At 60.2% G+C, this 14,650-nt stretch carries 10 protein-coding genes; all 10 read right to left on the bottom strand.

Features of this window, described 5'->3' with window-relative positions; genetic code table 11:
* Positions 1-105: 105 nt before the first annotated feature.
* The gene (locus AC1DIS_RS24780) at positions 106-1,524 is read right to left on the bottom strand and encodes an FAD-dependent oxidoreductase (protein ID WP_007936832.1); all 1,419 of its coding nucleotides are present in this window, start codon (positions 1,522-1,524) and stop codon (positions 106-108) included.
* Between the two features lie 33 nt (positions 1,525-1,557).
* Complete coding sequence (gene gltB, locus AC1DIS_RS24775; protein WP_477748834.1) at positions 1,558-6,003, bottom strand: glutamate synthase large subunit; 4,446 nt, start codon at positions 6,001-6,003, stop codon at positions 1,558-1,560.
* Positions 6,004-6,354: 351 nt separating this feature from the next.
* A complete protein-coding gene (locus tag AC1DIS_RS24770) occupies positions 6,355-7,968 on the bottom strand; it encodes an AAA family ATPase (RefSeq protein WP_064615929.1) in 1,614 nt (537 codons plus the stop codon).
* 10 nt (positions 7,969-7,978) lie between these two features.
* A complete protein-coding gene (gene aroB, locus AC1DIS_RS24765; RefSeq protein ID WP_477744139.1) occupies positions 7,979-9,079 on the bottom strand; it encodes a 3-dehydroquinate synthase in 1,101 nt (366 codons plus the stop codon).
* A 150-nt stretch (positions 9,080-9,229) separates the two neighbouring features.
* Positions 9,230-9,748 carry a shikimate kinase AroK gene (gene aroK, locus AC1DIS_RS24760; protein ID WP_019581860.1) on the bottom strand — a complete coding sequence of 173 codons (519 nt, stop codon included), beginning with the start codon at positions 9,746-9,748 and terminating at the stop codon, positions 9,230-9,232.
* 4 nt (positions 9,749-9,752) lie between these two features.
* Positions 9,753-11,828, bottom strand: a complete 2,076-nt coding sequence (locus tag AC1DIS_RS24755) for a type IV pilus secretin PilQ (protein WP_477781139.1) — start codon at positions 11,826-11,828, stop codon at positions 9,753-9,755.
* A 13-nt stretch (positions 11,829-11,841) separates the two neighbouring features.
* On the bottom strand, positions 11,842-12,369 hold the full coding sequence (locus AC1DIS_RS24750; protein ID WP_477781138.1) for a pilus assembly protein PilP: 528 nt from the start codon (positions 12,367-12,369) through the stop codon (positions 11,842-11,844).
* Entirely contained in the window at positions 12,366-12,989 is a 624-nt protein-coding gene (gene pilO, locus AC1DIS_RS24745; protein ID WP_018928616.1) for a type 4a pilus biogenesis protein PilO, read from the bottom strand. Before pilO ends, AC1DIS_RS24750 begins: the two co-directional genes overlap by 4 nt.
* Positions 12,986-13,552, bottom strand: a complete 567-nt coding sequence (locus AC1DIS_RS24740; protein WP_018928617.1) for a PilN domain-containing protein — start codon at positions 13,550-13,552, stop codon at positions 12,986-12,988. The genes pilO and AC1DIS_RS24740 overlap by 4 nt, the downstream gene beginning before the upstream one ends.
* Positions 13,552-14,616 (bottom strand): pilus assembly protein PilM, encoded by a 1,065-nt coding sequence (locus tag AC1DIS_RS24735; RefSeq protein WP_018928618.1) that lies wholly within the window; start codon positions 14,614-14,616, stop codon positions 13,552-13,554. The genes AC1DIS_RS24740 and AC1DIS_RS24735 overlap by 1 nt, the downstream gene beginning before the upstream one ends.
* Between the last annotated feature and the right edge of the window lie 34 nt (positions 14,617-14,650).

The following is a 14,650-nucleotide window of genomic DNA, read 5'->3' as shown; positions in this document are numbered from 1 at the left end:
CCCTGTAGGAGCCGGCTTGCTGGCGATGAACGATAACGCGGTGTACCTGATACACCGCGTCGTCTGAATCGCCAGCAAGCCGGCTCCTACAGGGTCAGGCGTCGATCAGACGCCCAGGTAATCCAGGATTCCTTCGGCGGCATTGCGGCCTTCGAAGATCGCCGTCACCACCAGGTCGGAACCGCGCACCATGTCACCACCGGCGAAGATTTTCGGGTTGCTGGTCTGGTGCTTGTACTGGCCTTGCTCCGGCGCCACGACGCGGCCCTGGCTGTCGGTCTGGATGCTGAACTGCTCGAACCACGACGCCGGGCTTGGACGGAAACCAAACGCGATGACCACGGCGTCGGCCGGGATGATCTCTTCGGAACCCGGGATCGGCTCGGGGCTGCGACGGCCACGGGCATCCGGCTCGCCGAGACGGGTCTCGACCACCTTCACGCCTTCGACACGGTCTTCTCCGACGATTGCGATCGGCTGGCGGTTGTAGAGGAATTTCACGCCTTCTTCCTTGGCGTTCTTCACCTCTTTGCGCGAGCCCGGCATGTTCGCTTCGTCACGACGATAGGCACAGGTCACCGCCTTGGCGCCCTGACGAATCGAGGTACGGTTGCAGTCCATCGCCGTGTCGCCGCCGCCCAGCACCACCACCTTCTTGCCTTTCATGTCGACGAAATCTTCCGGCGACTTTTCAAAGCCCAGGTTGCGGTTGACGTTGGCGATCAGGAAGTCCAGCGCGTCGTGCACGCCTGGCAGGTCCTCGCCGGCGAAGCCGCCCTTCATGTAGGTGTAGGTGCCCATGCCCATGAAGACCGCATCGAACTCTTCGAGCAGTTGTTCCATGGTCACGTCCTTGCCCACTTCGGTGTTCAGGCGGAACTCGATGCCCATGCCGGTGAAGACTTCGCGGCGATTGCTCAGCACGGTCTTTTCCAGCTTGAACTCGGGAATGCCGAAGGTCAGCAGACCGCCGATTTCCGGGTTCTTGTCGAACACCACCGGCGTCACGCCGCCACGCACCAGCACGTCGGCACAGCCCAGGCCCGCAGGGCCCGCACCGATTACCGCAACACGCTTGCCAGTCGGCTTGACCTTGGACATGTCCGGGCGCCAGCCCATGGCGAACGCGGTGTCAGTGATGTACTTCTCGACCGAACCGATGGTCACCGCACCGAAACCGTCGTTGAGGGTGCAGGCACCCTCGCACAGACGATCCTGCGGGCACACCCGGCCGCAGACTTCCGGCAGGGTGTTGGTCTGGTGCGACAGCTCGGCGGCCTGGAGGATGTTGCCCTCGGCCACCAATTTGAGCCAGTTGGGAATGAAGTTGTGCACCGGGCACTTCCATTCGCAATACGGGTTACCGCAGCCCAGGCAGCGGTGGGCCTGGTCGGCCGACTGCTGGGGTTTGAACGGTTCGTAGATTTCCACGAACTCTTTCTTGCGTTGACGCAACAGTTTCTTCTTCGGATCCTTGCGCCCGACATCGATGAACTGGAAGTCGTTATTCAGACGTTCAGCCATTGTTAAAACCTCATCAAACTCTTCAGGCGCATATCACTGCGGGTTGGCACGGGTGCTGGAAAGCAACGATTTCAGGTTGGCAGCCTTGGGCTTGACCAGCCAGAAACGACGCAGATAGTCATCGAGGTTTTCAGCGAGGTTACGACCCCACTCGCTGTCGGTTTCCTCGACGTATTCGTTCAGCACGCGTTGCAGGTGGCTGCGATAGGCTTCCATCGCCTCACCGCTGATCCGCTGGATTTCCACCAGTTCGTGGTTGACCCGGTCAACGAAGGTGTTGTCCTGGTCGAGCACGTAGGCGAAACCACCGGTCATGCCTGAGCCGAAGTTGTAACCGGTCTTGCCCAGAACGCAGACGAAACCACCGGTCATGTACTCGCAGCAGTGATCGCCTGTGCCTTCCACCACAGTGTGAGCACCGGAGTTACGCACCGCGAAACGCTCGCCAGCGGTGCCGGCGGCGAACAGCTTGCCGCCAGTGGCGCCATACAGGCAGGTGTTGCCGATGATGGCACTGTCCTGCGTCTTGTAGAGGCTGCCTTTCGGCGGAACGATGACCAGTTTGCCGCCGGTCATGCCTTTGCCGACGTAGTCGTTTGCGTCGCCTTCCAGGTACATGTTCAGGCCACCAGCGTTCCACACGCCGAAGCTCTGACCCGCCGTCCCTTTGAAGCGGAAGGTGATCGGCGCGTTGGCCATGCCCTGGTTACCGTGTTTGCGGGCGATTTCACCGGAGATCCGCGCGCCGATGGAACGGTCGCAGTTGCAGATATCCAGGGCGAAATCGGCACCGCTCAGGTCGTTGATTGCCGAGGTGGCCATGTCGACCATTTTCTCGGCCAGCAGGCCTTTGTCGAACGGCGGGTTGCGGTCGACCTGGCAGAATTGAGGCTTGTCTGCCGGGATGTGATCGCTGCCGAGCAACGGAGTCAGGTCCAGGTGGTTCTGCTTGGCGGTCTGGCCTTCGAGGACTTCCAGCAGATCGGTACGACCGATCAGCTCTTCGAGGGAGCGCACGCCCAGCTTGGCCAGCCACTCACGGGTTTCTTCGGCGACGTAGGTGAAGAAATTCACCACCATGTCGACGGTCCCGATGTAGTGATCCTTGCGCAGCTTCTCGTTCTGAGTCGCAACGCCGGTGGCGCAGTTGTTCAGGTGGCAGATGCGCAGGTATTTGCAGCCCAGGGCGATCATTGGCGCGGTGCCGAAGCCGAAGCTTTCAGCGCCGAGAATGGCTGCCTTGATCACGTCGAGGCCGGTTTTCAGGCCACCATCGGTTTGTACCCGGACTTTGCCGCGCAGGTCGTTGCCACGCAGGGTCTGGTGGGTTTCGGCCAGGCCGAGTTCCCACGGTGCGCCCGCGTATTTGATCGAGGTCAGTGGCGATGCACCGGTGCCGCCGTCGTAGCCGGAGATGGTGATCAAGTCCGCGTAGGCCTTGGCCACACCAGCCGCGATGGTGCCGACGCCCGCTTCTGCCACCAGTTTCACCGAAACCAGCGCATTCGGGTTGACTTGTTTCAGGTCGAAAATCAGCTGCGACAAGTCTTCGATCGAATAGATGTCGTGGTGCGGCGGAGGCGAAATCAGGGTCACGCCCGGCACTGCGTAACGCAGCTTGGCGATCAGACCGTTGACCTTGCCGCCTGGCAACTGACCACCTTCGCCGGGCTTGGCACCCTGGGCGACTTTGATCTGCAGCACTTCGGCGTTGACCAGGTATTCCGGGGTCACGCCAAAGCGGCCAGTGGCGACTTGCTTGATTTTCGAGCTCTTGATGGTGCCGTAGCGCGCCGGGTCTTCGCCGCCTTCGCCGGAGTTCGAACGCGCACCGAGGCGGTTCATGGCTTCGGCCAGGGCTTCGTGGGCTTCCGGCGACAGGGCGCCCAGCGAAATACCAGCGGAGTCGAAGCGCTTGAGCACCGACTCCAGAGGCTCGACTTCGCTGATGTCCATCGGCGTGTCGAGGGTCTTGACCTTGAGCAGGTCGCGGATCATCGACACCGGGCGGTTATCCACCAGTGACGTGTATTCCTTGAACTTGCTGTAGTCGCCCTGCTGCACTGCGGCTTGCAAGGTGTTGACCACGTCAGGGTTGTAGGCGTGATATTCGCCACCGTGGACGAACTTCAGCAGACCGCCTTGCTGGATCGACTTGCGCGGGCTCCAGGCTTCAGCCGCCAGGGCTTTCTGCTCGGCTTCGATGTCGACGAAGCGTGCACCCTTGATGCGGCTTGGCACACCACGGAAGCTCAGTTCGCAGACTTCTTCGGACAGACCGATGGCCTCGAACAGCTGTGCACCGCGATACGACGTGATGGTCGAGATGCCCATCTTCGACAGGATCTTGAGCAGGCCCTTGGTGATGCCTTTGCGGTAGTTCTTGAACACCTCATAGAGGTCGCCCAGCACTTCACCGGTGCGGATCAGGTCACCCAGCACTTCATAGGCCAGGAACGGGTAGACCGCCGAGGCGCCGAAACCGATCAGCACCGCGAAGTGGTGTGGATCACGAGCGGTCGCGGTTTCCACCAGAATGTTGGAGTCGCAACGCAGGCCTTTTTCGGTCAGGCGATGGTGCACGGCACCGGTCGCCAGCGAAGCGTGGATCGGCAGCTTGCCCGGAGCAATGTGACGGTCACTCAGTACGACCTGGGTGCGACCGGCGCGAACGGCTTCTTCAGCCTGATCGGCGACGTTACGCACCGCGGCTTCGAGACCGACACTCTCGTCATAGTTGAGGTCGATGATCTGACGCTCGAAGCCTGGGCGATCGAGGTTCATCAGCGAGCGCCACTTGGCCGGAGAAATGACCGGCGAGCTGAGGATCACGCGCGAGGCGTGTTCCGGCGACTCCTGGAAGATGTTGCGCTCGGCACCGAGGCAGACTTCCAGCGACATGACGATGGCTTCGCGCAGCGGGTCGATCGGCGGGTTGGTGACCTGCGCGAACTGCTGACGGAAATAGTCGTACGGCGTGCGCACGCGCTGGGACAGCACGGCCATCGGCGTATCGTCGCCCATCGAGCCGACGGCTTCGTAGCCTTGCTCGCCGAGCGGACGCAGCACCTGGTCGCGCTCTTCGAACGTGACCTGGTACATCTTCATGTACTGCTTGAGCTGGTCGACGTCGTAGAACGCTGAACCGTGGTCGTTGTCTTCCATGGTCGCCTGAATGCGTAGGGCATTCTTGCGCAGCCATTGCTTGTACGGATGACGGGACTTCAAGCGGTTGTCGATGGCGTCGGTGTCGAGGATCTGACCGGTTTCGGTGTCCACGGCAAAGATCTGGCCCGGGCCGACACGCCCCTTGGCGATCACGTCCTCAGGCTGGTAGTTCCAGACACCGATTTCCGAGGCCAGGGTGATGAAACCGTTCTTGGTGGTCACCCAACGCGCCGGCCGCAGGCCGTTACGGTCGAGCAGGCACACCGCGTAGCGACCGTCGGTCATTACCACGCCGGCCGGGCCGTCCCACGGTTCCATGTGCATCGAGTTGTATTCGTAGAACGCACGCAGATCCGGGTCCATGGTTTCGACGTTCTGCCACGCAGGCGGGATGATCATCCGCACGCCACGGAACAGGTCGATGCCACCGGTGACCATCAGCTCGAGCATGTTGTCCATGCTGGAGGAGTCGGAACCGACACGGTTCACCAGCGGGCCGAGTTCATCCAGATCCATCAGATCATTGGTGAACTTGGTGCGACGGGCCTGCGCCCAGTTGCGGTTGCCGGTGATGGTGTTGATTTCGCCGTTGTGGGCAAGGAAGCGGAACGGCTGCGCCAGCGGCCATTTCGGCAGCGTGTTGGTCGAAAAGCGCTGGTGGAACACGCAGATCGAAGTTTGCAGGCGTTGGTCGCTCAGGTCTGGATAGAAGGCGGTCAAATCCGCCGGCATCATCAGGCCTTTGTAAATAATGGTCTTGTGGGAAAAGCTGCAGATGTAGTGATCGACATCGGCGGCGTTGGCCACGGACGAACGACGACGGGCGCTGAACAGCTTGATCGCCATGTCCTGATCGCTCAGGCCTTCACCACCGACGAACACTTGCTCGATCAGCGGCAGGCGCTCGAGGGCCAGGCGGCCGAGGACGCTGGTGTCGATCGGCACTTTGCGCCAGCCGACCAGGGTCAGGCCTTCGGCCAGGATTTCGCGGTTCATGTTCTCGCGAGCGGCTTCGGCTTTCACCGGATCCTGGTTGAAGAAGACCATGCCCACGGCATATTGCTTGGGCAGTTCGACGCCAAAGGTTTCCTGGGCGATGGCACGCAGGAACACATCCGGCTTTTGAATCAGCAGACCGCAACCGTCACCGGTCTTGCCGTCGGCGTTGATCCCACCGCGGTGGGTCATGCAGGTCAGGGCCTCAATGGCCGTTTGCAAAAGGGTATGACTGGGYTCGCCCTGCATATGGGCTATCAGGCCRAAACCGCAGTTATCCTTGAAYTCATCTGGTTGGTACAGACCTGCTTTCATAGACACTTTCTCACCAGGCTGCCTCTTACCGAGGCAAATTTCTTTTCAATTCAACCAGTTACCATCCACGCCGAACGTACGCCAGCTTTGCGGGGCAAAAGGGAGGTCATTGTACACACCGACACAGAGGCTCACAAATTTGACGACGAAATGTCGCAAATCTATGTCGCATTTGTGAAAGGTTTAAAGCGATATGCTGTGCTAGTCAAAACTTTTTTAATTTTGACCGCAGCGACTCAAAGACTACTGTGACGCAGACACCACAAGGCACGCGGTCTATAGAGACAGCGCGCGCACTTGTAGAAATTTTGAGGTGCTTGGAGAGGCGGCCTGGGTAAGGCCGCCGAATCTTCAGCGAGTTGTTGCCAGTTCCTGTTGGACGCTGGCGACAGTGCGAGGCCAAGGTTTACCAGCCTGAACCTTCGCTGGCAAGGCCTTGATGGCAGTAACGGCTGCATCGCGGTTGGCGAAGCTACCGTAGGTGATGACGTAAAGCGGCTTGCCGTTGAGCACTTTCTTGAAATAACGGTACTCGCCGCCCTGCTCCTTGACGAAGTTTTGCGCGGTCGATTCGGAGCTGGTGCCAAGGATCTGCACTACATAGCTGCCCGGTGCCTGGCCTGCGTACCAGCTGCCACCAGCGGCTTTGGCCACGGTAGCTGGCTTCTCGGCGGGTTTGGCCACGACGGCCGGCTTGGCGGGCGCTGGAGCCGGTTTGGCAGCCGGTGCAGGCGCTGGCGCTGGCTTGGCCACAGGCGCGACAGGCTTGGCGGTCGCGACTTGAGTCGGCGCAGGCGTCGGCTTGGCAGCCGGTGTCGGCGCGGGCCCCGCTGGAACGCCTGCCGGTGGCGCAGTGGTGGTCACGGTCGGCGGTGTGGCGCTGGAGCCTTCGACCGGTACGCCATCATCGCCTTCGGTAATGCCTCCAGCCGCTTCGGCCAACGGACCACGCATCACTGGCTGCGAGTTACCGACCAACGGCAATGGCATCGGTTGCGTATTACCGGCGAACTCCACGGAGGGAGCGCCTGCACTGTTAGGTTTTGGCGTGCCCTGGCCCAGCGGCAGTTGTGCCTGTTCGTTGGCAGGCGCGCCGGTGGTCGGTGCTTTGTTGCGACCTGGCATCAACCAGGCGGCAGCTACCGCGACCACGACGACGGCGGAAATTGCCAATACGTGTTTCTTCGGCATGTTGAACCCCATACTTGGACGCTTGACCGCTGAGCGGCTGGCAATCATGGCTTCGATCATTGCATCGCGGGCGACCTGGTTGATGTTGCCAGGCCAACCGTCGGAGCTTTCGTGAATATCAGAGATCTGATCCGCGGTGAAAAGTTCGATTCCCCGGCCAGCACCTTCAAGACGCTGATCCAGATATTCGCGGGTTTCTTCTTCGGTGTAGGGCTGCAATTCGATGACGTGAAAACGCTCTTCCTCGAGGCTCAGCGCATCAAGTTGAGCAATCAGCGAGGACTCACCGAACAGGAATACATGCGGACGACCTTCCGGCGCGCCGGCAGCCAGGGCCAACAAGGCTTCCAGTGCAGACTCGTCGAGTTGCTCGGCGTCATCCACCAGCAAATAGACTTCCTGCCCCGTGAGCGCAAGCTGCACCACTTGAGCCAGGATCGCACCGATCTCGGCCTGAGCAACGTCCAGCGCCTGAGCCACTTGATTCAGCACGCCAGCGGCGTCGCCGGCGCCACGGGCGGAAACCACCACGCTCTGCACTGACTGTTTGTTGGTGCTGGCTACCAGGGCCTGACGCAACAGGGTTTTGCCGCTGCCTTGCGGACCGGTGACCACCAGCAGCAACTGGCTGTAGCGAGCCAGGTGGTGCAACTGGCCCAGCACCGGCTTGCGCTGGGCCGGGAAGAATTTGAAGCCAGGCACCCGTGGAGCGAAAGGGTCATGACTTAACTGGTAATGGCCGAGGAAAGCCTCGTCGGCATGCAAACTAGTCATCGGGATCTTATTAACCTTTAAGCTGAGCCAGGGCGCGGTAATCCGCTCCCAGCGTGGCCTGTAAAACCTCTTTCGGATAATCGTCGGTCACCACCGCTTCGCCCATGTGGCGCAGCAGCACCAGGCGCAAACGACCGTCGATCACTTTCTTGTCAATTGCCATGTGTTCGAGAAAATCGGCTTCAGTCATCTCTTCCGGCGGGATGACCGGCAGGCCGGCGCGCTGGAACAGGCGAATACCGCGATTACGCTCCTCTTCGCTGATCCAGCCCAGCCGCGCGGACATGTCCAGAGCCATCACGGTGCCAGCAGCGACTGCTTCACCATGCAACCAGACACCATAGCCCATATGGGTTTCGATCGCGTGGCCGAAGGTATGCCCCAGGTTCAACGTGGCACGCACGCCAGTCTCTTTCTCGTCGGCACCCACCACTGCCGCCTTGGCCGCACAGGAACGTTCGATAGCGTAAGTCAGGGCGACCTGGTCCAGGGCGCGCAGGCGATCGACGTTTTCTTCGAGCCAGGTCAGGAATGGCTCGTCACAGATCAGCCCGTACTTGATGACTTCCGCCAGCCCGGCAGACAGTTCGCGGGCCGGCAGTGTATTGAGGGTGGCGGTATCGATCAGCACCACGTTGGGCTGATAGAAGGCGCCGACCATGTTCTTGCCCAGCGGATGATTGATCCCGGTCTTGCCGCCCACCGAAGAATCTACTTGCGACAGCAACGTGGTCGGCACCTGGATGAAATCGACGCCTCGCTGGTAGCAGGCCGCGGCAAAACCGGCCATGTCACCGATCACGCCGCCACCGAGGGCAATCACCGTGGTGCGACGGTCGTGCCGAGCAGTCAGCAGGCCATCGAAAATCAGTTGCAGGGTTTCCCAGGTCTTGAAGGCTTCGCCATCGGGCAGCACCACGGAAATGACCGAGAACTGCGCCAGACTGCGGGTCAGACGCTCGAGGTAGAGCGGCGCGACGGTCTCGTTGGAGATGATCGCCACCTGCCGCCCGCGGATATGCGGGGCTAGCAGCTCAGGCTTATCCAACAAACCTTCGCCAATATGAATCGGGTAGCTGCGCTCGCCTAGATCGACCTTGAGTGTCTGCATGTGTCCCCACAGTGAAGATGGAATCAGGCGTCCTGCCTTGAGTTTACGAATTCCATGGCGTCTGCTGGTGTGACGCCGTCCGGTAATCATCCGCCACAACTTTGAGCGGCTGCGACAGGACGCCGAGGATAGCGCATTTCGCCCCGTGCATTAACGGGGCGGCAGCTGCTGCAAGCGTTCGAGAATATCGAGCACCACCATCCGCGGTGGCCGCTCATCGGTTTCCACCACCAGGTCGGCGATTTCCCGATACAGCGGGTCACGGATCGCAAGCAAGTCCCGCAGGGTCTTGGCCGGATCGGCGGTACGCAGCAGTGGCCGATTGCGATCGCGAGCCGTTCGGCCCACTTGCTGCTCGACAGACGCGTGCAGATAGACCACCCGACCACCGGCGTGCAGCGCCCGACGATTGGCCTCGCGCATTACCGCTCCGCCACCGGTCGCCAACACCACGCCGTCGGACGCGCACAGCTCGGCAATCATCGCCTGCTCGCGGTCACGAAAGCCCGGTTCGCCTTCTTTATCGAAAATCCACGGGATATTGGCGCCCGTGCGCAATTCAATTTCCTTATCGGAATCTTTGAACGGCAGGCGCAGCTCTTTGGCCAGCAACCGGCCGATGGTGCTTTTTCCAGCCCCCATCGGTCCAACAAGAATCAAATTTCGCACAGAATCAATGACTCACAGCAATCGCCTGATTGTTCATGATACGCGGAGTGAGAAATACCAGCAGCTCGGATTTTTTCTCCGAAACCACGTCACGCCGGAAAAGGCGGCCAAGATACGGCACATCACCGAGAAATGGCACCTTATCTACAACCTTGCTCTGAGTATTTGAGAAAACCCCACCAATCACGATGGTCTCGCCGTCGTTGACCAATACCTTGGCGTTGACCTCGTTTTTCTTGATCGGCGGTACATCCTGCACTTTGTTCAGGTAGTCCGGTTCGTCCTTGGTGACCTTGACCTCCATGATGATGCGGTTGTCCGGGGTGATCTGCGGTGTCACTTCCAGCGACAGCGAAGCCTCCTTGAACGACACTGAAGTGGCACCGCTGGAGCTGGCTTCCTGATAGGGGATTTCGGTGCCCTTGAGGATTTTCGCGGTTTCCTTGTCTGACGTGACCACCTTGGGCTGCGAGACGATTTCCCCGTTGCCGGTTTTTTCCATGGCCGTCAGCTCAAGGTCCAGCAGCACATTGTCGGTAATGAAGGCGATGCCGATCCCCGAGGTGTTGGAGGAAGTCCCAAGGTCGACGAACGGCGAGTTGGTGCTGGTGCTGCCCGGCGTGCCGACGGTGGTCGAAGAGCCGTTGACCCCGGAGCCGTTCCAATTACCCTTCTGCACCGAACCGCCCCAGCGCACACCGAGGCTTTTGTCGTAATCGACGTTGGCTTCAACGATGCGCGCCTCGATCATCACCTGACGCACTGGAATATCCAGCTGTGCAACGATGCGACGCAGCTCGTCGAGGCGGTCCTGGGTCTGGTAGGCAATGATGTTGTTGGTCCGCTCATCGACAGTGATTGAACCGCGCTCGTCGACTTTCGCCTCGGCGCTGGTCACCGACTGGAACAGCTTGGCGATATCGGCAGCCTTGGCGTAGTTGACCTGCAACAGCTCGCGACGCAGAGGCGCCAGTTCGGCGATTTGTTTCTGCGACTCCAGCTCCTGACGCTCCCGGGCGGCGATTTCATCGGCCGGCGCCACCAGCAACACATTGCCAATCTTGCGCTTATCCAGGCCTTTGGTTTTCAACACCAGGTCCAGCGCCTGATCCCACGGCACATTCTGCAGGCGCAACGTGATGCCGCCCTGCACCGTGTCACTGGCCACCAGATTGAGGTTGGTGAAATCGGCGATCAATTGCAGCACCGAGCGCACATCGATGTCCTGGAAATTCAACGAGAGCTTTTCGCCGCTGTAGGCAAAACGTTCGGCGTTGCGTTTTTGCAAGTCATCGACAGTCATCGGCCGGATGCTGATGGTCAGTTTGTTATCGGTCTGGTAGGTCGAATAATCGAAGGCGCCGCTGGGCTCGATGCTGATGATGGCCCGGTCGCCCGTGGCGCTGGCGTTGACGAACTGCACCGGGGTAGCGAAATCCTTGACGTCGAGGCGTACGCGCAACCGCTCAGGCAATTGGGTTTTGGTGAAGCCGACGATGATCTTGCCATCGCGCTCCTGAATGTCCGGGGCAATGGATGGATCCGACAGATCGATAACCACGTTACCTTCACCCTGGGTGCCGCGCTGGAAATCCACGCCACGAATAGCCTTGCCCACGGGAGCACTGGCTCTGGCGGGTGCGGGTACCGCCGTGGCCGCGCGTGGTGCGCTGGCAATCGGTTTGGACGCCTTGTTACCGGCCGCCTGCCCGACGACCACGAAGAGGTTGTTGCCTTCGACACGTGCGCTATACGGAGTCAGTTGAGTCAGACCGATGATCAGCCGCGTGCGGTCCTTGGCTTCCACCACCGTGGCGCTGCGGGCATTGCCGCCGCCCAGGTCACGACTCTTGTTCGCCRGCTGACTGGTAACTCCCGGCAAATCCAGCGCAATCCGCGCAGGCTGCTCAGTCGTATAGCCATGAGGCTGCGGTGGCGGCCCGTCGAACGACAACTTCAGCTCGACACGGTCACCAGGCAGCGCGGCGACATCCAGCGCTTTGAGGTTGGCCGCCTGCACCAACGGCGACAGAAACGCTATCCATAGCGAAATACCGAAGGTTGAGAAAATCCTGTTCATTGTTCGAGTTCCACTATGAGTGCTCTTTCAAAGGGATGGTCCGCGGCCGTTCCAGCCAGGCGCCTTCGCCATCGGGAACGGTTTCGACCACATCGACTTGCGAAGCGCTGATGGCGACGATCCGTCCATCATTACGTCCCAGGTAATCGCCGACTTTCAGCCGATGCACACCGCCCGCCCCACGCAGCAGCGCAAAGGAGCCGGAGGCATTGGAGATTGTGCCGACCATTTCAAATTGTTCGATGTTGAAGCCTTCGAGGTACTGCTTGACCCGGTTGGGGTCGGGCTTGACGTTGCGCGAGCCGTGCTTCTGGCCAGCCAGATCGACTCTGACCTGCCGGGAGAACGGGCTGCGCAGGTTGGCAGCGCTGTAGGTGAATGTCGGATAAGACTGGAATGTCGGCGTTGGTTCAATCTTGCCGGGCGCTCGCAGGCGCACTTCGTTCAGGTAGGCGTCGATGTCGCTGAAACCATTGTCACCGCCACAACCGGCCAGGACGACCAGACACATCACCATCGACAGGCAACGAATCGGGTTCATTTCTGCAACCCCTTGTCGTTGTAGCGGTAGGTCTTGGCAAGGATGCTCATGCGCAACTTCGGACCGCCTTCGGGATTGGCCGGCACCAAGTCGAAATCATGCAGGGTGACGATCCGCGGCAACCCCGCCACGCCGCTGACGAAAGTGGCCAGGTCGTGATAGGCGCCGGTGACGGTGATCTGGATAGGGAGTTCGATGTAGAACTGCTGGGTGACCTCCGGCAGCAGCTTGATCTCTTCGAACTCCAGGCCACTGCCCAGGCCGGTGCGGGTGATGTCCTCCAGCAGGCCGGGCACTTCGGTGTCGCTGGGCAATTGCCGTAATAGCATGCCGAAGGAGTTCTCCATTTCCTTCATCTGCTGGGTATACAGCTCAAGATTGGCCGCCATGTGGGCTTTGGTCGCAAACTGCTCCTTGAGCGTCGACTCCTCCTCACGCTTGAGTTCCAGGTGGCTTTCCAGGTCGCTGATCAGGAAGCTATAGCCCAGAGCCATCACCAGCACCATCAGCAGAACACTCGCAAGAACCTTGATCGCCCTTGGCCAGGAACCCATGTTGTTGGTGTCCAGATCGCTGATGTCGATCTGGCGCAACCCTTCGAGCCATTCGGACAGCCTCATTTAGCCACCCCCACAATTGCCGGCTGAGTCTGACGGACGGTCAACTGAAAAATATTGGCCTGATCCAGCTGACCGGCGGTGGTCGCTTTGACTTCCGTGAGATTGGGCGCATCAAACCAGTCGGATGCATCTAGATTGCGCATCAAATCCGAAACACGATTGTTGGACTCCGCCGCGCCGGTGATGGACAAGGTCTTGCCGACCATTTTCACTTCGGTGAAATACACGCCGTCCGGCAAGGTGCGCGCCAACTGATCGAAGATCCTCCCGCTGATCGGCCGGTTGCCTTGCAGGTCCTGGATGATGCGCATGCGCTCGACGAGCTGCTGGCGACGAGCCTTCAGATCGCTGATCTGTTTGATCCGTTCGTCGACCACGGCAATCTGCTTGGCGATGTAATCGTTACGCGCGACTTGTTGATCTATGGCGCTGTTAATGACCTGGTCCGTGATCAGCAGTGCCCCCACCGACCCTGCCAGCACACCGGCCAACGCCAGCAAAAAGCGTTTGCGCCGTGCTTCGCGCAACTCTTCACGCCAGGGTAAAAGATTGATCCGTGCCATCAGTCGAAACTCCTGAGGGCCAGCCCGCAGGCGATCATCAGTGCCGGCGCATCGCTCGCCAGGGCACTGGCGTTGACCCTGCTGCTCAGGGTCATGTCGGAGAATGGGTTAGCGACCTGGGTCGGCGTACCCAGACGCTGCTCGATCAACCGATCCAGCCCTGGGACCGAGGCAGTGCCGCCGGCCAGGAGAATGTGATCGACCGAGCTGTATTGGCCGGAGGCAAAGAAAAACTGCAATGAGCGCGATACTTGTTGCACCAACGCATCCCGAAACGGCTGCAAGACCTCACTGACGTAATCGTCCGGCAAACCACCCTGTTTCTTCGCCAACCCAGCCTGCTCGACCGTCAGGCCATAACGGCGCTGGATTTCTTCCGTCAGTTGTCGGCCGCCGAACAATTGTTCGCGGGTGTAGATGATCCGCCCATTATTCAACACGCTCAGGGTGGTCATGGTGGCGCCGATATCGACTACCGCCACGGTCAGATGCTCCTGAGAGGCGGCCAGCTGGGTTGCCAGCAAGCCGAACGCTCGCTCCAGGGCATAGGCTTCGACATCGACTACTCGCGCGGTCAGCCCGGCCAGGGCCAGGGCCGCTTCACGAACCTCGACGTTTTCCTTGCGACAGGCGGCCAGCAGCACATTGACCCGCTCGGGGTTGCGCACTGACGCGCCTTGCACTTCAAAGTCGATCGCCACTTCATCCAGCGGATACGGGATGTACTGATCGGCCTCGATCTTCAGCTGGTTTTCCATCTCGTCGTCGGAAAGACCGGCGTCCATCTCGATGGTCTTGGTGATCACCGCCGAGCCGGCGACCGCCACGGCGACGTTCCTCTGGCTGGTTTTGGCCTTGAGCAGCACGCGCGCAAGGGCCTGCCCCACGCCTTCGAGCTCGGCAATATTTTTTTCGACCACGGCACTGGCGGGCAGCGGCTCGACCGCATAGGCCTCGACCCGATAACGGTCGCCTTGGCGGCTTAACTCCAACAGCTTCACCGACGTAGAGCTGATGTCGATCCCCAGAAGCGCATTGGTTTTTTTATTGAAGAGTCCTAGCACTACCAATTCCCTATGACTATCCGTGAGTTACGGA

It is taken from the genome of Pseudomonas sp. 05N433 (assembly GCF_056396925.1).
The sequence above is the reverse complement of the archived record's forward strand: the minus strand, read 5'-3'. Positions and strand labels throughout refer to the sequence as shown.

Coding starts and splice junctions, on each gene's coding strand:
- AC1DIS_RS24780 (WP_007936832.1), bottom strand. CDS start 1,524: ATGGCTGAACGTCTGAATAACGACTTCCAGTTCATCGATGTCGGGCGC.
- AC1DIS_RS24770 (WP_064615929.1), bottom strand. CDS start 7,968: ATGACTAGTTTGCATGCCGACGAGGCTTTCCTCGGCCATTACCAGTTA.
- aroB (WP_477744139.1), bottom strand. CDS start 9,079: ATGCAGACACTCAAGGTCGATCTAGGCGAGCGCAGCTACCCGATTCAT.
- AC1DIS_RS24750 (WP_477781138.1), bottom strand. CDS start 12,369: ATGAACCCGATTCGTTGCCTGTCGATGGTGATGTGTCTGGTCGTCCTG.
- pilO (WP_018928616.1), bottom strand. CDS start 12,989: ATGAGGCTGTCCGAATGGCTCGAAGGGTTGCGCCAGATCGACATCAGC.
- AC1DIS_RS24740 (WP_018928617.1), bottom strand. CDS start 13,552: ATGGCACGGATCAATCTTTTACCCTGGCGTGAAGAGTTGCGCGAAGCA.